Source organism: Pontibacter sp. LHS1 (assembly GCF_058932855.1).
Genome location: NZ_JBZYWF010000002.1, coordinates 556818 through 579812, shown reverse-complemented (window position 1 = coordinate 579812; position 22995 = coordinate 556818). Strand labels below are relative to the sequence as shown.

Genomic DNA, 22995 nt, shown 5'->3' with positions numbered 1-22995 from the left:
AATTTTAAACATGGTAAAAAATATCGACAAGGCGCTGCCACTCAGGAGCTTTGCAAGCCTGTTAAGATGATGAAAGTATGTACTTTGATTATTTGCCTATGCGAGGCACAGTGATTCAGCTACCTAGATTGGTGTTGGGGAATGGAGTTGGAAGCTGATCGACTGGAGAAGTAAGTTTTTTTTCATAGTAGAGTTTTATTAGCGTCCTTAAATAGTAATTATCCTATATAGGGGTTGCGCTACGGGGAACAAAATGCTTTGAAAACCATGCTATTATAGTTCATTATGAGTTTTCTTAGTTCGCTGTACGATATTGCATTAAATTTATTTACATGAATTTTATAAATTTTTTAAATTAGATTAAAAAAATGGTGAATATGCAATTTCATCAAGTGGTATTGTGAATAATTTTAGGGGCAGGGATTCTGCTATTGCACAGTTTATGTACGAGAATTATACTCTTAATGCGCTGTAAGTTAGTTTGTTGAGGCAATGTTTCGCGAAAGAACTAATGTGCCTGGTTATGTTCAGTGCAATTACACAGTTTGGTGGCATTTAACTTAATCTGGAAATTTAGTCTTGCACAAAGGATGATGTAAATATGATTCCGGTGTGCTTAGCATCAGGCATACATAATGCATCTCTACTTGAAACCCTTTTACCATGCGGCATGGCTTTTCACTTTTGTGAAATTTCCTATCCGGAAAATCAGAAACTTCTTTTATATTTAAAGCTCATTTCCCTTGTTGGTATATTTCAGGTATGGCTTTTAGTAACATTCAGTCGCTTTTAAACCGGAGCGTGGTGGCGTGCGCTTTATTTCTATCTTTTAGTGCCTGCTCCGGCTTTCAGAACGAAGAGCTGATCGTAGAGGAGGACTGTGAATTGCACGTAGAGGTGCCTGAAACCTTTACACCCACCATTGCGACTAAACTCGGCAAACAGGTAGATTCCCTTTTTACGCACTTGCATAAAAGAAAAGGGTTCAATGGCACAGTGCTCGTGACCAAGTATGACCAGATCATTTATCGCGGCGCTTTCGGTTACGCTGATTTCAGGACGAAAGACACCCTCAGCACCCAGACGGTTTTTCAGCTAGCCTCCGTTTCGAAGCAGTTTACGGCCATGGCCGTCATGATGCTGAAAGAGCAGGGCAAACTCAACTACGATGACAGCCTGCAGGTATACATTCCTGATTTTCCTTACAATGGCATAACTGTGCGCCAACTTCTCACGCACCGCTCCGGACTGCCCAACTATACCTATTTCAGTGAAGAATTCTGGCCAGACCGTAAAGTAGACCTGAGCAACGACGATGTGCTGAGCATGATGGCCGTGCACAAACCCAACATTTATTACCAGCCTGACCGTACCTTCAGCTACAGTAACACAGGCTATGCGTTGCTGGCTTCTGTGGTAGAAAAGGCTTCCGGACAACCCTTTGCCGAGTTTATGCGGGAGCACATTTTTGAGCCGCTCAAAATGCACAACACTTATACCTTCAACCACGAACTGGTCACCCAAACCGGCCGTGTGGCTACGGGGCACATCGGTGGTCGCCGCAAGCGCCTGCCCGACTACCAGGACACCGTATTAGGGGATAAAGGTATGTACTCTACCGTGGAGGACCTTTACAAATGGGACCAGGCGCTCTATACCCAAAAGCTTGTGAAGCGCGAAACGCTGGAGGAGGCTTTTACGCCAACCGGAAAGGTCAACAAACGAGCAGAGTCCTACGGTTTTGGCTTTCGTCTGAAGCAGGTGGAGAGTGGCGACACTGTAATCTATCACGGCGGCCTGTGGCATGGCTTCAACACTTATTTCCTGCGCAACCCGAAAGATCACAGCTCCATCATTGTACTCAGCAACCTGACCAACGGCAGCCTGAACTACATGAAGGACGTGCGCAATTTTATGTATCCTGCCCAACCGAAAAACACGAAGAAACAGGTGCAGGTAGCCAGTGCACGCTAAATTTCATCAGCAAACAGATCATGAAGCAACAACACTTTCCGACTGATTTTATTTCTTACCTGGGCTCCTCCACACTCGTAGGTGTGAAAGGTGGCGTAATACGCGAAACTTTTCTGAACATCTGGATGGTCGAAGTAGCAGGGAGGGTATTTGCCCGAAGCTGGGCCAAAAGTAACAGAAGCTGGTTCACTGCTTTTTTGGAAGAAGGAGTCGGGCAGATTCAGTATGGCCAGAATGCACTGAACGTGAGAGGGGAGCAGGTGAGAGACCCTGACCTGAACCTGCTGGTAGACGAAGCCTACAAAGCTAAGTACACGCAAGAGCATAATCTGCCTTATGTAGCGGGAATTACACAGCCCGAGTACCACGACTATACCATGGAGTTCATTTTCGATAATCAGTCGACTTAACCGGCTCTGGTTCCTCTTCTAAATATATGATCTGAACACGCAACCTGGCCTTAGGGTTGGCTGTCATTTTAAATTGGGGTGGTGATTCACCAGGTCCCGATGTAAGCAGGTGAAGCTTTAGCAAAGCTTCACCTGCTTTTTTCATATCTACCTGTGCTGTGCTGCGTAGTTAAAGGCACGCTCAACCAGTCCTGATATTTATGATTACAGCGATAGTTAGTTTTTTAGTAATGCTCAACCCCTTTGCGCTTTTCCTATACCTGAAGCCCATCATGAAAGATCTGTCGGATGAAGACTTCCGGACAGTCTTTATCAAGGCCAGCAGCATTTCCTTCGGCATATTCCTGGTCTTTCTGCTGCTGGGTGACCTGGTGTTTCAGAAAGTATTCCGCATCAATTTTGAATCATTCCGGATATTCGGGGGCGTGGTGCTATTCTCGTTTGCCTATATGTTTATCGTGCAGGGCAATAAAGCCTTCATCCAGATAAAAGGCGACCTCCACGATCTGGCCTCAGAGATTGCTTTGCCCTTTATGGTGGGGGCTGGTACCATTTCGCTCACCGTTCTGATGTCAGAGCAGCTGGTGCTGTGGCAGGGGGTGCTGTCGCTGGTTAGTATTATGCTGGTCAACTTTGCAATTATCATGGGCCTGAAAAATATACGCCATAGCATGCGCTCCAAAAAAGTGCAGGTTGCTTTCGACAAGAACATGGAGCTATTGCTGCGCATCAACGGCTTTTTTCTGGGCGCCATCGGCATCGATATGATTGTATCAGGTATAAGGAACCTGGTGACAACCGAGATGATGTAAAACGTATACCAGAAGATATGTTTGGAGTCAATGATCTACCTAAGTTTTTTCTAGCTTTCTTCCTTGTACTACCTGTTATTTCTTTTGTGCACGAGGCGGGGCATGTATTCTTTGCCTGGCTGATGGGTGGCAAAAACATTAAAGTGTCGATTGGGTCGGGTAAAGTGTTGTTTCGATTGGGTATGCTGGAGGTACGGCAATATTATTTCTGGTATGGGCTCTGCTCCTTTGACAACCTGAAGCGGAACCACCGCTTTGCCAATATCGTCATCTTTTCAGGTGGGGCATTATTTAACGCACTTACTGCTCTTGCGGCAATCTTCCTTATCGAGAACGAGGTGCTGGAGCCAGGAATGCTGACTTACCAGTTTACTTACTTCTCGCTCTACTATATTTTTTTCGCTTTGCTGCCTATGCCTTACCCGGATGGCAACGAGAGCGATGGGAAAGTTATCTTTGATTTGATCCGGAACAAGTCACTCTTGAGAACTTACCGGGTGGAGTGGGATGAGGAGAAAAAGCAGTGGTGCGTGCTGGATCATGACAGGGAACTGGTACAGACTTTTGAAGACGAAGAGCAGGCGATGGCCAGAGCACATGAGGTGGCGCAGCAGAATCGGCCTAGCCGCCTGGTGAACAGCAGGAGCGGTCAGGAGATAGAAGTGCACAACTACCCGAAAGTACCTTTGTAAGAGATGATGCTTTTAGCTGTCGCTTCAGGTATACCTGGAGCGGCTTTTTAGTATTCAGAGGAATGAATTATTGAACTTTATCTACAGGGATTTAGCGGCTGTACGTAAATATTTGGAGGAGGCCCAACTTTGCATAAAAACATTATGGATAGTAGGGCTTAGCAAGGCTCAAGATTAGATACTGTAAAAATAAATCAGGTTATGAGTACCAGAGCAAGAGACCAACAAAAAAAGCAGCGCCAAAAAGAATTTCTGGAAAGGAAGAAACATCAGGAGTCTCTAAAGACCGCGGCAAAAAAAGCTAAACGTAATGCATCTAAAAAGGATGATGAAGTTGATCAGCCACCTACATCAGAAGACTAAGCTTGTCCCTTTCTATTCGGGAAGATTATGTGATTCCTTCCTTTGATGTAGTAAACCACTGAATAACCAGTAGTGATGGTTTAGCATCTTATCTATCATTTTAAAACTAGGCAGGAAATTATATTTTCTACTACTTTGTATTTTATAAGCTTATCTCAAGATAAAAATTATGGAAGGAAATAAAGTGCTTAACTATATACAAGATGTATTAGAAAACATGCCAACTGACTGGGTGAAGCTAACAACCCATCGGCTGGATATTTATAATGAAGAATTAGCCAAAACCCAATTCTTAGAGCAGTTTGAAAACCTGTTTAGAGACAGCAATTCAGAAACATCAGCGCTCAATGCACTACCCACTGCTTTCGATTACATCCGGTTAGGACATCCATTATCTTCAGTACTGGAATGGAGTATTGCTAAGCTGAATGATCTGAAACCGGAGCATGTCATCAGCTTTTCTTCCAGGACGGTTCCTGTTTTAGCAGTTCTCAGGAAAAACTTACTGGACCGTAAGAACACACAGATCCTATATGCCGGTGAATTACCAGATGCTTTCGATGCTGAAGTTCTGAAGCATGTTTATGGCTATAAGTTTGATTTAAAGCAGGTTGAAAAAGCAGAAGAGGTTGCTGAGTTTAACGGCAGTACCATTTTCGTTTCGCAGGAAGATGAGATTGGTAAAGTTGACCTCTACCCGAATATTGACTTCTTTGTCCAGGTTCATTCTCAATTTGGAAGTATCCTGTTGGTAAATGGTGAACAAAACGAGCGCTATATCTCAGAAATACAGCATGTGCGAAGAAGAGAAACAATTGCCATGACTCCGGCTAATTGTTTTGCTGCCCTGCAGAAGCTGACAGGGAAAGATTCTTCCAATCATGAGCAGCGTGACGTCGAGAAGAACAACGCACGTGTTTTAGAGTCAATCAGAAAGATCACCGGTACCAATGCAAAAGCACTGGTTGCTTCTTCCGGACTGTCTATGCAGTATGCGATTATGATGGGACTGGTACACGAGGCCCTGGAAAAACATAAAGGAAAGGGAATCAGATTTATTGTTCCTCCCAATTGCTATGGTGGCACAAACGACCAGGCAAGACGGGTAGCTGCTTGTTTGGATAATGTTGAAGTGGTGGACTTACTCGTTGATGGGGAGCATGATATGGTGCGAAGCATTGATACCGTGCTCGATAAAATTGCCAGCCAGGATGCTGTCCCTTACATCATCGCCGAGATTCCAACAAACCCAAGGGTCGAAGTTCCGGATCTTAAAAAATTGAGAGATGTTTTAAGTAAAGAGCGTAAGACTGCAGCCGGTGAAGTCGCAATAGATCCGGTGTTTATCCTGGATCAGACATTTTGTCCTAATGTACAATTCGCAAGTGAGGATAATATACTCTCAGCGATCAGGATCATATCTTACGTTAGCGGGTCGAAATTTCCTAGTGGCGGAAAAGTTACTGCCGGCTACTGTGTAGCAAACACAAAAGCAGAAGCTTTGCTTGAAAAAATAGAAAAGCACCTGATACTCTGCGACAACGAGGCTACAGATCTTCAGATGGAGATACTGGCAGAGCAACTGCCTTCCATGAATCAACGGATTGCAGATGCTTATAAGAACACACGTGACTATGTAAACTTTATCAAGGAAGTTTTACCAGCGGCTAAAATCAATTTTGTTTCAGAAGAATTGGCACAGGAAGGATTTACGCCATCCGTGTTTTCACTGGATCTTCCTACAAAAGGAGATACCGATGCAGAAAGGGAAGCTTATAAAAGAGCGTTAAATCTAAAGCTGATCAACTTAATGATCGAGGAAATTCCCCACGAAAGTAAATACTGTGTGAGCTATGGGCAACTGAAAGGATGCTATTGGACGATACCCGCAACATCCACGCAAGGCACGACGAAAGAAGACGACAAAGATTACATTGCCCGTGTAGCACTATCTCCTGATATGGATCTTGAACTTCATAAAAAAGTCTTTCTGGATTTTGTGGAGCAAATTTAAGCCATCACCAACGCCCCATTGCAACCTGTAGCAATGGGGCTTGATGTTCAGGTCTGGTAGATCAGGGAAGTCTGCACGGGTGCTCTGTCATTGGAAGAGGTTGAAGAAACGGTAGCTCGTATAAAAGGCACCTCCGTAGTGCCAGGTGACTTCAAGAACGCAGCGGCAGACTTAGGGATGTGGCGTAGAGGATGAGGGATAGATAACTCCTTTGATGCAACATCTCCTGTTTTTCTGTGGCTATTGAACCACATGTACGTCTCTAAAGAAATTAGAGTGGTTGAGTTAGAGAGGCTACGAGAGTTCAGATCATATCACTTTCCTATATTCCCGAATACCTCCTATACCTGAACCGAATTGGAAATCGACTAAAAAGTGGGCTGATTTTATGAGTTGAGCGTTTGAAGACAGGTAGATTACCAACCTTAGCACAACCAGACAGTTTTCTGTAACTTCTAGTGAATTGTTTCGAGCGCCCCAAAGGCAAGTCGAACATTTTCAGTATCCCTTAAGGATATAATGTAGTTTCAGAAGTTAATGGTGATGGAACCGCAACTTATATTGGTGATGTAAATCGAACCTCTATGAACAATTGGCATACAAAAACAAGCGAGCAGGTCTTTTCTGAATTGAGGACATCAGCTACAGGCCTTACAGATGCCGGTGCAGAGGCTATCCTGAGGGAGGTCGGGCCAAACAAGCTGGAGGAAAAGAAAGGGAAAAATCCTCTCAAGATGCTGCTCCAGCAGTTCACAGAGACCATGGTGGTTATCCTGATAGTCGCCGCGCTGCTTTCCCTTTTCCTTGGCAAGACCACCGAGGCGGTGGCCATCCTCGCTATCGTGCTGCTCTTCGGGCTTCTCGGCTTCTTCCAGGAGTACCGCGCAGACCGCGCTATGGCCGCGCTGAACCGTATGGTGGTTCCGAAAGTGCGGGTGAGAAGAGGCGGGAAAGTCAGGGAAGTGTCAGCAACCGATTTGGTGCCTGGAGACATAATAGAGCTGGAGGCAGGCAACGTGGTCCCGGCAGACCTCCGGGTGATAGACGCGTTCAACCTCAAAATACAGGAGGCAGCCCTGACAGGTGAGTCGGAGCCTATAGACAAGGACACTGACCCAATACCCAAAGGGGACCTCCCGCTGGGTGACAGAAAGAATATGGCTTACATGGGGACGGTGGTGACCTATGGAAGAGGGGTTGGTGTCACCGTCTCCACAGGGATGCAGACCGAGCTCGGGACAATCGCCAACCTCATAGACTCCGTTGAGTCAGGCAAGACCCCACTGCAGGAAAGGCTCGACAAACTCGGCAAGATGCTTGCCCTGTTCGGCGCCGCAGCGGCCGCACTTGTATTCGGTGTGGGGATGCTTATGGGGGAGGCTGCCGCAGACATGTTCCTCACAGCTGTGAGCGTGGCAGTGGCTGTCGTTCCTGAGGGGCTTCCTGCGGTGGTCACCATCACACTGGCACTGGGCGGGCAGCGCATGCTGAAACGGAACGCGCTGATCAGAAAGCTTCCTGCAGTTGAGACATTGGGCTCCGTCACGGTCATCTGCTCAGACAAGACAGGCACCCTTACCCAGAACAAGATGACAGTGACGGTGGTGGACCTGCCGGAGCGGTCAGTGGAGATAGACCCCTCCGCCATGACGGAAATGGACAGTGCGTCAGCAGATGACCTGGACTTCGCCCTTGCCATTTCGGTTCTGTGCAATGATGCCACGCTCGACCACGGTGCAGAGTCGGATAGCGGGCAGGTCATAGGAGATCCTACAGAGGCCGCCTTGCTCATAGCCGGCGCGAAAAGAGAAATCAGTAAAGAGCACCTCTACGAAACCCTGCCGAGGGTGAATGAGGTGCCTTTTGACAGCACCAGGAAAAGGATGTCCACCATTCATAAAGTGGAGGGTGATTTACCCGATTATTTACTTCCGCTTCAGAACACTCCCTTTTTGCTCTGCACCAAAGGCGCGCCTGACTCTCTGTTGAGTGTTTCGGAGTATGTGTGGGTGAACAACTCGCAGGTGCCGCTGAATGCTGAGTGGAGGGAGCGGATTCTGGAGGCAAACTCGAAGCTGGCCCAAAACGGCATGCGGGTGCTGGGACTCGCTTTCCGCAGCCTGGAGGCGCCAAGCAATGGCGCTGATACGGAGCAGGAGCTGGTGTTCGTAGGCCTTACTGGTATGATAGACCCGCCACGGGAAGAGGTGAAGGCGGCCGTTGAGAATTGCAAGCTAGCAGGTATCCGGCCTATCATGATTACTGGCGACCATCCCCTGACTGCCTCGGCAATAGGCTGTGAGCTGCTGTTCACGGAGCAGTCTGATGCGGTGACAGGTCAAAAGCTGCAGCAGGCAGATGAGGAGGAGCTCCTGGCTTTGGCCAAAACAACCTCTGTCTATGCCCGCGTTTCCCCGGAGGATAAACTAAGGATTGTAAGCGCCTTGCAGAGCCAGGGAGAGGTCGTGGCGATGACGGGCGACGGGGTGAACGACGCCCCGGCGTTGCGAAAGGCTGACATTGGGGTAGCCATGGGCATAACCGGAACCGACGTGGCCAAGGAAGCAGCGGACATGGTGTTACTCGACGACAACTTCACGACCATTGTCGCGGCTGTGGAGGAAGGCAGGGTGATATTCGACAACCTGATTAGGTTCATCAAGTTCTCTCTGGCAGGCAACATCGGCAAGGTGCTGATCATGCTCCTTGCTCCCCTGTTCGGTATGGTCATCGCCTTGCAGCCCTTGCAGCTGCTGTGGCTGAACCTGCTCACAGATGGCTTGCTCGGCCTGGGTTTGGGCACGGAGCCTGGGGAGAAGGATACCATGAGAAGACCACCGAGAAATCCGGAGAAAGGGGCGCTGGAGAGAAAAGACTTCTACCAGATGGGAGTAGTCGGCGTTACCATTGCGGCGGTTTCGCTCGGACTGGCCCTGTACTACTACAACCCTAACAACCCTGAGGACCTGACCTGGCAGACTATGATTTTTGCGACCGTGGGGTTTGCGCAGGTTTTCCAGGCCCTTGCTCTGCGCTCTTCGGCCTACTCCCCGCTAGCCATCGGCACGAACCTACTGATGGTAGTGGTGGTGGTATCCGCTATCCTACTACAGCTCGCCGTTATCTATCTGCCGTTTATGGAGAGCTTTTTCAGACTTGTGCCTTTGTCAGCACAGGACCTGCTGATTTCTATTGCAGCAGGGAGTTTGGTTTTTATTGTTGTAAAAATCGATAGGAAAATCTTCAAAAGGTAAGGTTGAGTCTAGTGCTCCTCAGCCACTGTTTCTAATCCATCCGGAACAGTGGCAAAACAGAGGGTTATTAAATCATCTGATAAATCCTAAACCTACAGTATGGATACCTTTTCAGGCTGGAGTAGAAAGTGGTTGAAAAAGAAAAAGGGAAAAGCGATTCTCAAAATCACTTTTCCCTTTCAGTAGTCCGTAGGGGAATCGAACCCCTGTTGCCAGAATGAAAATCTGGAGTCCTAACCCCTAGACGAACGGACCGTGCTACTGTATTGCGGGTGCAAATATACAAGCCGAATTTTAGGATGCAAAATTATTTTTCAAAAAAGTAGAACTACTGCATCGTTCCCACTTCTGATGCCCTGACAGGCGATTCTTACGGATAACGAGCGGTAAATTTTGTAAACTTCGTCTTATCTTGTGCCGTTATACTTTCATCCATAAAAGAGATAAATACTATGTCAAAAAGAGCACTATATACCGGTGTAACGCCTGAGGCTTACAATGAACTGAAAAGCAAGCTTCAGACCTATGGCATGAATTTGCAGGGCAACAGCGGACGCATAAACGAGAAGGGTGTCAATGCCAATTTCAACTATAACCCTGAGGCAAAGTCGCTTGAGATCAGTGACCTGTCAGTAGGATTTCCGGCCAGTATGATGATCAGCGCCGACAGTCTGATGCAGCGCATGAGCGAGATGATCACCAAGTACGGTGGTCGTGCAGAAGGGTAGGTGATATCCTGTCGCGCATAATGCCGTATAAGAAAATCACTTGAACTTAATACCTAAACGAAACCGAGTATAACTATGGAAAACGATAACAAGAGCAACCAGAATGCCGGCAATGGCGGACAAAGCCAGGGCAAGAAGGAACAAAGCGCTCTCAAACTTCTACAGCCACATGATATGTCTAAAACAGTGGAGTCGGCTATGCATGTGTTCCAGGGCAAACACGATAAACTGCCTGAACTACTGCACGATGTAGGAAAACTGGTACTGCAGGGCGCCCGTCGTATGAGCACGACACAGCTTATTCTGACGGCTGGTGCTGTGACGCTGGGTGCTGTGCTGGTAGCCAAATATGTAGCTGACCAGGATTTTGATTTAGAGGCTTAGTAAGCAACCATTCTAATAGAAACCCTTCACTTAAATCGTGAAGGGTTTTTTTATGCAAATCTATTTCTGGTACGGCCTTTGTAATTGGTTCTATATAGCAAGTAGCTATATTTACCAGAGTGTTTCTAACCTTTTTTATTCAGAACTATGAAAAAAGTATCTTTTATCGCCCTTATGTTTTTGCTGGCGGCTATGTTTCCGGCAATGGCTCAGCAACAAATCATGCCTCCACTTATCAGTGTGAACGGAATAGGGGAGGTGAAGCTTGAACCAAATGAAGTCGTGATAAGCCTGGGAGTGGAGACACGCGAGAAGACCCTGGACCAGGCCCGGAAGCAAACCGATAAGCAAGCCGCTGCCATTATTGCTTATTTGCGCAAACAAGGTGTAGATGCCAAAGATATTCAGACTTCATACGTTAACCTGCAGCCTATCTATTCAGGAAACGAGTTTGGAAAAGCACAGCCCGAATTTTACATGGCGCAGAAAACCATGACCATCGTCATCAGAAAAATCAACAGGTTTGACGAGCTGCTTTCGGGTTTGTACGACAATGGGGTGAATCGCATCGATAACATCTATTTCAGAGTTTCAGACATTGAGAAGCACCGTGCTGAGGCCCGCAAAAAAGCGGTGGCCGACGCCAAGCAGAAAGCCAATTCCCTGGCAGCGGAGTTGGGAGCTAAAGTGGGGAAGGTATATTCCATCAACGAGCATACCTCTAACGGTTCGCCACGCATAGGCTATGCGAAAATGTCAATGGATATGGAAATGGCACAAAGTGGTGGCCCGTCCATAGCAGGAGGGGAAGTGACGGTGACTTCTAATGTAAACGTGAGCTTTGTGATAGAGCAATAGGCTGTAATAGGTAATTAAATCTAAAAGAAGCTCCCTGGTACAAGTCAGGGAGCTTCTTTTAGATTTATAGAGTAGGTATATAACGATATAGTTGCAGCTTACTTTTGAAAGTGCTCCATCGGTTTGAAGTTTTGCTGCTCATCCAGCAGGAAACTTAATGGTTTGCCAGGCTCAGCCAGTATTTCCTTTTCGCGGATGTCCCAGGGCTTGAGCATTTCTTCCAGCATATGGGCATAAGCGGTCATCTCCCAAGGGTTAAAGATCTCGTTCGTTACATCGTCGATAATAGTGTCGAAGGTGATGTGCGTGTCTCCAGGCTTGAATGGTCGCTCAAAATACTCCGGCACTACGTTGAAGATATAAGCTGCATAAAACACACGTGCTTTAAACTCAGCCACCTGAATCGGATGCAGTTGCTGGCCCTGCGTGAGGCGATAAAGCTTGCCGAGGGCTTTGCCGATGATCCCATTGTCGAGGAGCGTGCATACGAGCACGACCGGTCCCAGCTTGATGCTAAAGGCCATGGTCGTCAGTTCGTCCTGGTATTCAAAAGGCAGCTCGTCCTCCGTGGGGCTCACCTCCAACATAAACTGGGAGCAGGGAAGAAAATCGGAAAACTCCATCGGCACCCGGATTGACTGCAGTACCTTAAAGAATTCGCGGAACTTGCCCAGCATTTTCGGGTTTTCACTCACGGGGTTCTGCGGCATAATCAGCGGGTCCGCTTCCTTGATCAGCTCTGTGATCAGCGTACCATAGTACATCTTGCCGATCCACTGGAACAGCTTTTTAGGCTCCAGTGCCTGCAGGCCGGCCATGCCTTTTTCTGTGGCTTTGGCTATTTCTTCCTCCAGCGGAATAACATGATGGGTATGGCAGTGGTCGCAGCAGGGGATGGTGAGCTCACCGTAGGTGCTGACGCTCTTGTCGAGCATAAGCAGCTCCTTGTCACGCAGCTTATACCTGTCCTGCAGCCAAGTGGCGAATACAGGCGTTCGGTTCTCGGGTCCGGTATGTGCCCCGCACAAAAAGCAGTGCTTGTCGCTGAACTGCATGTTCGGGAATGGGTCGTATAGTTTCAACTCAGTCATAATCGCGTCATTTGAGGGTGCAAAGATACGAAGAAGAGCTTGTCAGGATCAGGATTTTCAGGATTAAAGGATTAGCAGGATTTTCATACACGATTTTTAAACCGGTGCCCATTTCAAAGTGGACTTCTGTAGCTGCTAATTCAAAGGTATAGCCTTATAATTCACATTGCATATACCGGGTCCAACCACCCCAGCCCCTCCTTATCCAAGGAGGGGAGCTCCAGCTATTGCTGCTTGATAGGTATAAGCTATGTAGTTTCTCTTTGTAAGTAGATAGACCACTGGCAGGTATAGCAAGACTAACTTACCCCTGATCTATGCAACAGGTCACTTTTGCCAGGTGCACCTTGTGGCGCTCCACTGTTGGGGGTAAAGGGGTCCCCCTGTCAAGAGCGTTCAGCGAGTGGGGGTAGGGGCCCTCGATTTGGAGCGTCTTGATTTTTTTGCTTACTGGGGGTAGGGGCCCTCTATTTTTTCATCAAGGAAAAAAGTAAGGCCCGCCCGGCCAGGGCAAGCTATGAAACAACACATTTGCTATACCTGCAATAGCAGTAATTATACAACTGCTAAAGCGGCAACTAGAATGCCCATTGCCCGCCACACAGGCGAAAAGCCAGCTATGCAATTTTGCTCTAGCTATACCTGAGCCAGCTGCTGCTATACTAGAAGGAATTGATGGAGAGTATAAAGATTCGCTGAGAAAAGGAAGAAGAGAAAAGTTTAACAGCAAGCCTGTAAGCCGGGTTCTGTCATCAGGCCGAAGCCCAACGTCTTATCATTTATCTAGGCCTGCACTCGCGCACAGGCTCCATCGACCTACCCACTGACATCGGACGAGCAGCCCTTAGCCCCGCCGAAGCGGAGCGCTGTCAGCCTATTTGGTCTTTCAACTCCTAAGGTTTACCCAGCCGGACTGGTCACCCAGCCGCTGGTGCGCTCTTACCGCACCTTTTCACCCTTACCAGCTTTGCAGCTGGCGGTTATTTTCTGTGGCACTGGCTGTAGCCTTCCCGTCTCCCGGAAGGCCCCTTCCCGTTAGGAAGTAGGATGCTCTGTGTTGCCCGGACTTTCCTCTCCTCCAGGCGGAGCAGCGATAAGACGGCTTGCTGTTAAGCTTTCTATACCTGCAAAGGTATGGCAAATTGTTGGATTGCTTACTGGTTAAATTGTTGAAAGCAGGTATAAGTTCCCGTTATGAACTCTCCAGATGCTTTAACTTTCTAAATTCACTAAATCACTCATTCACCCATTTACCTTAACCTCACCAGGGTCGCGCCATACCCGAACTTCTCTTTCTTGGCGTCCTCGAAGAAGCGGATGCCCGGAGTGCGGCTCAGGATCTTTTGAATCTCCTTGCGGAGCACGCCGTTGCCGGTGCCGTGTATGAACACGATCTCGTGCATGTTGGCGGCCATGGCGCGGTCCAGTGCATCCTGAAAACGATCAAGTTGTAGCCTTAGCATGGCGCTGTTGCTCATACTGCTGTAATCTTCCACCAGCTTGTCGATGTGCAGATCTACTTCATGTTCAGGTGCCTGTACTTTCGTGCTTTCCTGCGTGGCAGGTTTCTCTGAGAGTTGCTCTTTTATCTTGTCGGTGTCTACGGCAACTGGTTTGGTGTCGAGTTGGAAGAGGTAGGCCTCTTTGTTGAGTACCGGAGCGGTTTTTTTGCTCTTGTAGAAAGAGTTGGCGCGGAACTGCACCTTTTTGGTCACCGGCTCCAACAAGCTCGGACTGCCATTGCGGTGCTGCAAAAACTGCACGATCAGCGTCGGCCACTTCTCGAAGTCCTTCATGTGGTAATGACTCACAACACGGCTGGCTTTCGGAGCCAGCTTGTCGTTTTGCAAACCGCGGTACTGATTATTACGCTCTTCGCCACTGGTAAAAAGTACGTCGTAGTCTGTGTTATTCACCACCGTGGCTGCTAGCAGCTCGTCTGACTGGTGTACCATGGCCAGGTATATGCCTTTTTGGGCCAAAACAGGCGCCGGCGGTTCCTTACGGGCGGCTGGCTTTGCGTAGGGCTCAGGCTCGGTATTTCGGAAAGCCTTGGCTTCTTCCGGCGCGATCAGCACGATTTCACGACGTGACACAGGTATAGTGAAGTCGTTGTCGATGGCGACCTCTACAATGTTATTATCCAGTATGCGGGTGATGATGCCTTCCTCTCGTCCTGACATCAGGCGCACGCGATCTCCTACGTTCATATTTTCGTTGTTCGTTATCCGTTAATGGTTGTTCGTTGGTCACAAGTATAAAGCCTGTGCTGAGGTATAGAGTTGTTTGCTATACCTTATTATACAAGTACAAATTGACTTTACACAAAGATACGATTTGTGCGGCGGAATAATCGTGCCGATTTAGAAGTATACCGGATGGAAGCGCAGTCCGTCTGTGCGGTTGTACTCCAGGGCGGGAGCCGGGATTTTGATGATGCTGAGCACGTATAGCGTGGTGTTGAGGAATTTGCTGCGGCCTTTGAAGTGCATCAGGTTGAGGTCGGGGCTGAGATAGAACTGGCGGCGTGCACTGAAACCTTGTGCCTTGTTCAGCTCCGGATCATTGTATACCATGCCCTCGGCACCGTAGCCAACCGCTATGCTCAGCCATTTGGGATACTTGCTCTCCTCTTTCAGAAAATCGCCCACATTGACGGAGAGCCAATAGGTCTGGCCATTGTAGTCTTTCAGTACCTGCTCCGGAAGGGTGCTGCCCAGCACATTGGGGCGCTGGTCGGCGTAACGGGTGGTCTGGAAAGAAAACTTCGGCATGATGCGCACCTCCCGCCAGGCCAATTCCTGCGCCACCACGGCAGCCGAACCCACCGTGTTGGCAATCGCATCGCCCACTGAGGCGCCGTAGTCAGACTGAAAACCATCGAAGATCTCGATCGGCGTTTGTAAAATAATACCTGTCAGGCCGCCATACCAGATCGCTTTTCTATCAGGCACGCCCGCCCAGCGCAGCAGGTCTATACCTGCACGGCTCTGGTGAAAAGCGCCCCAGAAATGACCGGCTTTGTCCATTTGCTTCCATTGCCGGTTGTCGTTGAAGAAGTGGAAACCTGTACGTTCCTGATCACTGTACCATGCCTTGTTCAGTGAAACCAGCATGGCCGTGTAGCCAACTGTAAAGCCGCTGCCGAGCAGCAGCAAACGTCCTTTGTCAGGCGCTGTGTTGGTGCTGTCAGGTATAGCGGCCATGCCCTGCAAGGGTTGGAGCAGGAGCAGACAAGAGAGCCAGAGAAAAAGCAGGTTTCGCGACATTGCGTGGCAAAGATACACATACCTGTCAAAATCAGTCTGCCCCTCTACCTCAGATCAGCTGCTTTAATCTGTTTCTAATCTACTTTTAATATGCCTTTAATAGAGCCGCCCTACTTTCGTCCTTATTTTGGTTTAAACCTTTTATGAAACGGACTTTATTTCTTTCAGCTCTTTTTATCACCATCACTTTTACAGCATACGCACAGGAAATAGCCATACCTGACACAACCCGGCAGCAGCCCCAAAAGCCACTCAAACTGCACCACGCCGAGCCCCTGTACATCGACCTGATCCGGGACCTTGGCGCGCACAAAGGGGAGAAGGAGTGGAACATCGGTGCCGGCATGACCGACAACCTCGGCTACGACCGATATAATTTTCTGATAGAGTATGAATGGGCGCCGATCGACAGGCTGGGACTGGAGATTGAAGTACCAGTGTCGGTTTACACAACCAACAGCAAAGACCGTCGACCGGAGGTGAACCGACCCTCTGACCGCATCGAGTCGCTGAAGCTGGCGGCGCAGTATACCTTTCTGGTGAATAAGCGGTTTAACACGTCCATGGCTTTGGGCACTATCACGGAGTTCGAACTGACGGACCTCGACCGCATCCGGCGGGATGACGTGTTTCAGGGATTTCTGTTTAATCCCTTTTTAGTGGCGGCCAAAAAGTGGGGCAGTAATTTTCACTCGTTGATCTATACCGGTCCACGGGTGTTCAACCACTTCGGCCACAGCGGACTGGAGACCAGCTACGAGATCAATACGAGTGCACACTACATGATACCGAACAGCCGCAACTTTGTAGGCCTTGAAGTGAACAAAGAGGTGCAGGGTGGGCATATGGACATGGTGCTGCGTCCGCAGATGCGACTGGTGATCAACGAGGGCCTGATGATCGGTATTGTGACAGGTATACCGATTACAAAAGAGCGGGAGCGCATGAGCACCTTTTTCCGACTGATCTACGAGCCGGGGCATAAAAAGCATTAAGAGTAAGCAGGTATAGCAATAGATTTTCTGATCAGATTAAAGTTTAGGTTGTTGTTTATTTGATAGCGTCACTGTTTAACGGTGGCGCTACTTTTTTGCTATCTGCCAAACTGTAAGCATATTAGTATGTTACGATATGTTACAGAGGCTCCAGCCTATAAGGTATAAATACCGCTGTTTATCCTTCGAATTTGCAATATAACCTTATCCGGAAAAAGCCTGTATTAAGGGATGTTTTCAAAACGGCAGGTCGCTTCATTTCCCGCCTGCCATTCGTCTGTACCTAATTATTATAGTGTTGCTTATACCTGTGGCGCATCGGTGTTTTCCTTTTCGCCCTTTATCCATAAAAATATAGTGCAGCTATACCTTACATCTCACCTTATATGAAAATCAAAAAAGTACTTGTCGCTAACCGCGGCGAAATTGCCATCCGTGTGCTCAGGGCCTGTACGGAGCTCAACATCCAGACGGTGGCCATCTATACCTACGAAGACCGTTACTCCCTGCACCGCTACAAAGCCGACGAGGCCTACCAGATCGGCAAAGACAACCAGCCGCTGCAGCCTTACCTCGATATTGACGGCATCATCACCATCGCAAAGGAAAACGGAGTAGACGCTATCCACCCGGGCTACGGCTTCCTTTCCGAAAACCAGCATTTCTCCCGCAAGTGCGCCGAAAACGGCATCATCTTCATCGGTCCGCGGCCGGAGGTGATGGGGTCGTTAGGGGATAAAGTATCAGCCAAGAAAGTAGCCGTTAGCTGTGACGTGCCGATCATCCAGAGCAACGACCTGGATCTGAATACCTATGACACAGCTTTGGAGGAGGCGCACCGCATCGGCTATCCGCTTATGCTCAAGGCCGCTGCCGGTGGTGGTGGGCGCGGCATGCGCGTGATCCGGGATGACGAGCAGCTTGAGAAAGGCTTCTTCGAAGCGAAGAACGAAGCCCTGAAGGCCTTTGGCGACGACACGCTTTTCCTGGAGAAGTATGTCGAGAACCCGAAGCACATTGAGGTGCAGATCGTGGCCGACAACTACGGCAATATCACTCACCTCTTTGAGCGGGACTGTTCGGTGCAGCGCCGCTTCCAGAAAGTGGTGGAGGTGGCCCCGGCCATCAGTCTGAACGAAGAGACACGGCATCAGCTGTACGACTACGCCATCCGCATCTGTAAGGCCGTGAACTATAATAACGTGGGCACGGTGGAGTTTCTGGTGGAGCCGCAGACGAACAACATCTACTTCATCGAAGTAAATCCGCGCATACAGGTGGAGCATACGGTGACGGAGATGATCACAGGTATAGATTTGATCAAAACGCAGATCTTCATTGCCGACGGCTATACCCTGGACCACGAGGAAGTGCTGCTCGGTCCGCAGCACACGGTACGAGCAAATGGCGTAGCCATCCAGTGCCGCATCACTACTGAAGACCCTGAGAATGACTTTAAGCCGGACTACGGCACCATTATCGCTTACCGCAGCGCCGGTGGTTTCGGTATTCGCCTCGACCAGGGCAGTGTGTACCAGGGTGCCAAAATCAGTCCGTTCTTCGACTCGCTGCTCGTAAAAGTATCGGCACAGGCACCGACCTTGCGCCACGCCGCTATGAAGATGTCGCGCACGCTGGACGAGTTCAGAATCAGGGGTGTAAAGCAGAACATCCAGTTCCTGCAGAACATCATCAACCACCCAACTTTCATCTCCGGTGACGCGACCGTGGACTTTGTGAAGAACCACTCCGAACTCTTTGTGTTCCGCAAAAGCAAGGACCGCGCAACGAAGCTACTCAGCTTCCTAGCCGACGTGATCGTGAACGGGCACCCGGACGTGAAGAAACCTGACCCGGACAAGGTGCTTTCCAAACCGGATTTCACAGGCTTTAACCTGAACAAACCTTATGAGCCGGGCACAAAGGATTTGCTCACAAAGCTTGGTCCGGAGGAGTTCTCCAAGTGGCTGCGCAATGACAAGCAAATTCACTATACCGACACCACTTTCCGTGACGCGCACCAGTCCTTGCTTGCCACCCGCATGCGCTCTTTTGACATGCTTAAAATAGCCGAGGCCTATGCCAAGGACCATCCGCAGACCTTCAGCATGGAGGTATGGGGCGGTGCGACTTTCGACGTGTGCCTGCGCTTTTTGCACGAGGACCCGTGGCGCCGACTGGCCGAGATCCGGGAAGCAGTGCCGAACATCTTGCTGCAAATGCTGATCCGCGGGTCGAATGGGGTAGGGTACAAGGCCTATCCGGACAACCTGATTGAGTCGTTTGTAGAGAAGTCGTGGGAGACAGGCGTGGACATTTTCCGCATTTTCGACTCGCTCAACTGGATGAAGAGTATGGAGCCTTGCATCAACTTTGTGCGCAAGCGCACAGGCGGTCTGGCAGAGGGCACAATTTGCTATACCGGCGATATACTAAACCCGAAAAAGACCAAGTATAACCTGGAGTACTACCTGCAACTAGGCAGACAGCTGGAGGAGGCCGGGGCACATATTCTGGCCATCAAAGACATGGCCGGTTTGCTCAAGCCATACGCTGCGCAGGTACTGGTAGAGGCGCTCCGCGATACCGTGAAGCTGCCGATCCACCTGCATACCCACGACACATCAGGTATACAGTCGGCCACCTACCTCAAAGCCATTGAGGCAGGGGTAGACGTGGTGGACGTGGCCCTGGGAGCTATGTCGGGGCTTACCTCGCAGCCGAACTTTAACTCGATGGTAGAGGCCATGCGCTTTCAAGAGCGACACCGCGAGTTCGATCAGAAGAGCCTCAACCGCCACTCCAACTATTGGGAAACGGTGCGCGAGTACTACTATCCGTTTGAGTCCGGCCTAAAAGCAGGTACGGCAGAGGTATACCACCACGAAATTCCGGGCGGACAGTACTCCAATCTTCGTCCGCAGGCCAATGCGCTAGGTCTGGGCGACAAGTGGGAGCTGATCAAAGAGACCTATGCGGAGGTGAACCAGCTGTTCGGGGACCTGGTGAAGGTAACGCCAAGCTCCAAAGTAGTGGGCGACATGGCACTATACCTGGTGTCAAACGGACTGACGACGGTGGATGTACTGGAGCGCGGCGAGCAGATATCTTTCCCTGAATCGGTGCAGTCGCTGTTCCGTGGTGATCTGGGGCAGCCTGTGGGCGGTTTTCCGAAAAAGCTGCAGGCCATCGTGCTCAAAGACGAACAGCCTTACGACGGTCGACCGAACGAGCACCTTGAGCCGATCAACCTGGACCAGGAGTTCAGGAAGTTTCAGGAGAAGTTTGGGGAGCATACCAAGTATACCGACTTCCTTTCGTACCAGCTCTACCCGAAGGTATACGAGGCCTACCACAAGCACTATGATCAGTACGGCAACGTCTCCAAGATCCCGACGCGCCTCTTCTTCTACGGCATGCAACCAGGCGAGGAGGCCATCATCGACATTGCCCGTGGCAAGTCCATTGTAATCAAATACCAGTCGCTGGGCCACGTGGACGAGGACGGTATGCGCACCGTGTTTTTCAAACTAAATGGACAGACGCGGAACATCGAGGTGCGTGACAAGTCGGTAAAAGTGGAGCGGGTGCAGCACCAGAAGGTCGACAAAGGCAATCCGAAGCACATCGGGGCGCCGCTGCAGGGCCTGCTCTCGAAGATACTGGTGGAGAAGGATCAGGAGGTGAAAAAGAACACGCCGCTGTTCGTGATCGAAGCCATGAAAATGGAAACGACCATCACAGCTTCAGAAGCCACCAGGATTGCCGACCTGCACCTGCCGGAGGGCTCGCTGGTGAACACCGACGATCTGGTCCTGAGTTTATCTTAGCACATAAGGTCTAAGCATGAAAAGCCACCAAACCTGCAAAGGCGGTGGCTTTTCTTCTTGCTATCGTAAACCTTCGGGCGCTATATCTAGTACGCTACAGAAGCCATTAGAAAACATTTCGGCATAAAAGCCTGTTTTATACTTGCAGATATGCTGCATGCATACTATTTTTGATCTGTAGCGCAAAAGGTGCTACTCGTCTTCGTAGTCAAGTCCTGCAAACTTGTTATACGCCTGTTGCAACTCTGCAAATGCGTGCATGTTGCCTTCCTGACGGCTGATCAGCATGCCTTTTTTGTAGGTTTGCTCGGCTTTTTCAGGTTGTCCAAGTTCGGCGTATAGGCTGGCTGCGTGGTAGTAAGTGCCTACGTAGCGCTCATGCTCAGACAGCAGTTTCTCGTAAAACTCCATCGCTTTTTGCGGTTCGGATCCACGTAACTCTGTCGCAATTGCATAGATCGTGAATGGATCGTTCGGGTCCTCTTCATAGAATTTGAGGAGCTGTTCTAATCTATTTTGAGACATTTCTATTTGGCTATATTTTAACTAACTTCGCACAAATCTAATTTTAAATAAGCTAACATTTCTAATCATGAAAATATTAGTTTGCATCAGTAACGTTCCGGATACCACATCCAAGATCAACTTTACTGGAGATAACAAAGAGTTCGACAAGAACGGGGTGCAGTACGTAATCAACCCTTGGGATGAGTACGCCCTCACCCGCGCCATTGAGCTGAAAGAGGCCAAAGGCGGCAGCGTAACCGTGCTGAACGTGGGCGAAGCCGACGCTGAGCCGAACATCCGCAAGGCACTGGCCATTGGCGCCGACGACGCCATCCGCGTGAACGCACACCCGAAAGACGCTTTCTTCGTGGCGCAGCAGATCACTGCCATCGCCAAAGAGGGAGGTTACGATATGATCCTGATGGGCAAGGAATCCATCGACTACAACGGCTTCCAGGTACATAACATGGTAGGTGAAATGATGGGTATTCCGTCTGTAACGCCAGCCTTTAAACTGGACATGGTGGACGATAGCACGGCCCGTCTGGAGCGTGAGATCGAAGGTGGCAAAGAAGTGGTGGAAGTAAAACTGCCTTTCGTAGCCAGTGCCCAGCAGCCGATGTGCGAGCCTCGCATCCCGAACATGCGTGGCATCATGACAGCCCGCACCAAGCCACTCAAAGTGGTGGAGCCTACGGGCGGCGAAGCCAAGTCGCAGTACGTGAACTACAGCAAGCCCGAGAAAAAGAGCGGCGTGAAGCTGATAGAACCGGAGAACGCCGGCGAATTGATTAAACTATTGAGAAACGAAGCTAAAGTACTGTAATATGTCTGTATTAGTATTTGTAGAAGGTCTGAACGGAGAGATCAAGAAGTCCTCACTCGAGGCAGCATCCTACGGCAGCCAGGTGGCGCAAGCCATGGGTACCACTGCCACAGCAGTAGCTATCGGCGATGTACACGAAGAGGCGCTTACCAGGTTAGGTGAGCAGGGCATCAGCAAGGTGTTGTACGACGCCGATGACCGCCTGAAGCAGTTCGTGGCTGACGCTTATGTGAAAGTAATCGCAACAGCGGCGCAGCAGGAAAGCGCCAAGGTTCTGGTATTCTCGAACTCCAACATCGGTGCCGCGGTAGGCTCCAAGCTGGCTGTTCGCCTGAACGGCTCACTGGCAACTAACGTAACCGAGCTTCCTAAGATTGACGGAGGTAACTTCACCGTGACACGCGGTGTGTTCTCAGGCAAGGCGTTTGCCGACGTAAACCTGACTTCCGATGTGAAGATCATCGCGGTGAAGAAAAACAGCACCGACATCATCAGCAATGGCGGTTCAACCGCTACGGTAGAGAAGCTTTCAGCTGACCTGGCTGAGTCTGATTTCGCTGCCGCTCCGAAGGAAACGGTAATGCAGGAAACAGGCGGTGGCGTGTTGCTGCCAGAGGCTGAGATCGTCGTGTCTGGCGGTCGCGGTATGAAGGGCCCTGAGAACTGGCATCTGATCGAAGAGCTTGCCCGTGAACTGGGTGCTGCAACCGCTTGCTCCAAGCCTGTTTCTGACATCGGCTGGCGCCCGCACCACGAGCACGTTGGCCAGACGGGTATCACCGTAAGCCCTAACCTGTACATCGCGGCTGGCATCTCTGGTGCCATCCAGCACCTGGCAGGGGTTAACTCTTCTAAAGTGATTGTCGTTATTAATAAGGATCCGGAAGCGCCGTTCTTCAAAGCCGCTGATTATGGCATAGTTGGCGATGCGCTCGAGGTACTTCCTAAATTAATCGAAGCTGCCAAAGCTTTAGACAAATAGACTTAA

At 49.6% G+C, this 22995-nt stretch carries 18 protein-coding genes, 1 tRNA gene and 1 other RNA gene; 14 read left to right on the top strand and 6 right to left on the bottom strand.

Annotated elements, in window-relative coordinates; translation table 11 throughout:
• The first annotated feature begins 804 nt into the window (after positions 1 to 804).
• From AC5FXQ_RS06945 to AC5FXQ_RS06915, 7 genes are all read left to right on the top strand, one after another.
• The gene (locus AC5FXQ_RS06945; RefSeq protein WP_493601757.1) at positions 805 to 1974 is read left to right on the top strand and encodes a serine hydrolase domain-containing protein; all 1170 of its coding nucleotides are present in this window, start codon (positions 805 to 807) and stop codon (positions 1972 to 1974) included.
• Positions 1975 to 1994: 20 nt separating this feature from the next.
• Entirely contained in the window at positions 1995 to 2384 is a 390-nt protein-coding gene (locus tag AC5FXQ_RS06940; protein WP_493601756.1) for a DUF2255 family protein, read from the top strand.
• A gap of 200 nt (positions 2385 to 2584) precedes the next feature.
• Positions 2585 to 3196: a MarC family protein gene (locus AC5FXQ_RS06935; RefSeq protein WP_493601755.1), complete on the top strand. Its 612-nt coding sequence runs from the start codon at positions 2585 to 2587 to the stop codon at positions 3194 to 3196.
• Positions 3197 to 3213: 17 nt separating this feature from the next.
• Complete coding sequence (locus AC5FXQ_RS06930) at positions 3214 to 3888, top strand: site-2 protease family protein (RefSeq protein ID WP_493601754.1); 675 nt, start codon at positions 3214 to 3216, stop codon at positions 3886 to 3888.
• 201 nt (positions 3889 to 4089) lie between these two features.
• The gene (locus AC5FXQ_RS06925) at positions 4090 to 4251 is read left to right on the top strand and encodes a hypothetical protein (RefSeq protein ID WP_493601753.1); all 162 of its coding nucleotides are present in this window, start codon (positions 4090 to 4092) and stop codon (positions 4249 to 4251) included.
• 169 nt (positions 4252 to 4420) lie between these two features.
• Positions 4421 to 6265 carry a PLP-dependent aminotransferase family protein gene (locus AC5FXQ_RS06920; protein WP_493601752.1) on the top strand — a complete coding sequence of 615 codons (1845 nt, stop codon included), beginning with the start codon at positions 4421 to 4423 and terminating at the stop codon, positions 6263 to 6265.
• A 584-nt stretch (positions 6266 to 6849) separates the two neighbouring features.
• Entirely contained in the window at positions 6850 to 9519 is a 2670-nt protein-coding gene (locus AC5FXQ_RS06915; protein ID WP_493601751.1) for a cation-translocating P-type ATPase, read from the top strand.
• A 183-nt stretch (positions 9520 to 9702) separates the two neighbouring features.
• Here AC5FXQ_RS06915 and AC5FXQ_RS06910 read toward each other — a convergent pair.
• Positions 9703 to 9774: transfer RNA gene (locus tag AC5FXQ_RS06910), tRNA-Glu, on the bottom strand.
• A gap of 197 nt (positions 9775 to 9971) precedes the next feature.
• Between AC5FXQ_RS06910 and AC5FXQ_RS06905 the strand changes: the two genes are divergently transcribed.
• The 3 genes from AC5FXQ_RS06905 (at position 9972) to AC5FXQ_RS06895 (ending at position 11489) form a co-directional block, all read left to right on the top strand.
• Positions 9972 to 10247, top strand: coding sequence for a hypothetical protein (locus AC5FXQ_RS06905; RefSeq protein ID WP_299990561.1), 276 nt, complete (start codon positions 9972 to 9974; stop codon positions 10245 to 10247).
• 75 nt (positions 10248 to 10322) lie between these two features.
• Positions 10323 to 10631 (top strand): hypothetical protein, encoded by a 309-nt coding sequence (locus tag AC5FXQ_RS06900; protein WP_007654587.1) that lies wholly within the window; start codon positions 10323 to 10325, stop codon positions 10629 to 10631.
• A gap of 147 nt (positions 10632 to 10778) precedes the next feature.
• The gene (locus AC5FXQ_RS06895) at positions 10779 to 11489 is read left to right on the top strand and encodes an SIMPL domain-containing protein (protein ID WP_493601750.1); all 711 of its coding nucleotides are present in this window, start codon (positions 10779 to 10781) and stop codon (positions 11487 to 11489) included.
• A gap of 98 nt (positions 11490 to 11587) precedes the next feature.
• Here AC5FXQ_RS06895 and AC5FXQ_RS06890 read toward each other — a convergent pair whose 3' ends face one another.
• The 4 genes from AC5FXQ_RS06890 to AC5FXQ_RS06875 all read right to left on the bottom strand — a co-directional run bounded on the left by AC5FXQ_RS06890 (position 11588) and on the right by AC5FXQ_RS06875 (position 15849).
• Complete coding sequence (locus tag AC5FXQ_RS06890; protein WP_493601749.1) at positions 11588 to 12580, bottom strand: hypothetical protein; 993 nt, start codon at positions 12578 to 12580, stop codon at positions 11588 to 11590.
• A gap of 719 nt (positions 12581 to 13299) precedes the next feature.
• Positions 13300 to 13690, bottom strand: an RNA gene (gene rnpB, locus AC5FXQ_RS06885) — RNase P RNA component class A.
• A 140-nt stretch (positions 13691 to 13830) separates the two neighbouring features.
• Entirely contained in the window at positions 13831 to 14790 is a 960-nt protein-coding gene (locus tag AC5FXQ_RS06880) for a DUF2027 domain-containing protein (RefSeq protein WP_493601748.1), read from the bottom strand.
• Positions 14791 to 14943: 153 nt separating this feature from the next.
• On the bottom strand, positions 14944 to 15849 hold the full coding sequence (locus AC5FXQ_RS06875; RefSeq protein ID WP_493601747.1) for a DUF2279 domain-containing protein: 906 nt from the start codon (positions 15847 to 15849) through the stop codon (positions 14944 to 14946).
• A 143-nt stretch (positions 15850 to 15992) separates the two neighbouring features.
• On the opposite strand from AC5FXQ_RS06875, the gene AC5FXQ_RS06870 reads away from it, so the two are divergent.
• Positions 15993 to 16844: an HAEPLYID family protein gene (locus AC5FXQ_RS06870; RefSeq protein WP_493601746.1), complete on the top strand. Its 852-nt coding sequence runs from the start codon at positions 15993 to 15995 to the stop codon at positions 16842 to 16844.
• A 386-nt stretch (positions 16845 to 17230) separates the two neighbouring features.
• Positions 17231 to 20674 carry a pyruvate carboxylase gene (locus AC5FXQ_RS06865; protein WP_493601745.1) on the top strand — a complete coding sequence of 1148 codons (3444 nt, stop codon included), beginning with the start codon at positions 17231 to 17233 and terminating at the stop codon, positions 20672 to 20674.
• A gap of 192 nt (positions 20675 to 20866) precedes the next feature.
• Here the strand turns inward: AC5FXQ_RS06865 and AC5FXQ_RS06860 are convergent, their stop codons facing one another.
• Positions 20867 to 21199 carry a tetratricopeptide repeat protein gene (locus AC5FXQ_RS06860; RefSeq protein ID WP_493601744.1) on the bottom strand — a complete coding sequence of 111 codons (333 nt, stop codon included), beginning with the start codon at positions 21197 to 21199 and terminating at the stop codon, positions 20867 to 20869.
• Between the two features lie 67 nt (positions 21200 to 21266).
• Here AC5FXQ_RS06860 and AC5FXQ_RS06855 point away from each other — a divergent pair, with 67 nt between their 5' ends.
• Both AC5FXQ_RS06855 and AC5FXQ_RS06850 read left to right on the top strand, forming a co-directional pair.
• Positions 21267 to 22007, top strand: coding sequence for an electron transfer flavoprotein subunit beta/FixA family protein (locus tag AC5FXQ_RS06855; RefSeq protein ID WP_493601743.1), 741 nt, complete (start codon positions 21267 to 21269; stop codon positions 22005 to 22007).
• Position 22008: 1 nt separating this feature from the next.
• Positions 22009 to 22989, top strand: a complete 981-nt coding sequence (locus tag AC5FXQ_RS06850; RefSeq protein ID WP_493601742.1) for an electron transfer flavoprotein subunit alpha/FixB family protein — start codon at positions 22009 to 22011, stop codon at positions 22987 to 22989.
• The last annotated feature ends 6 nt before the right edge of the window (positions 22990 to 22995 follow it).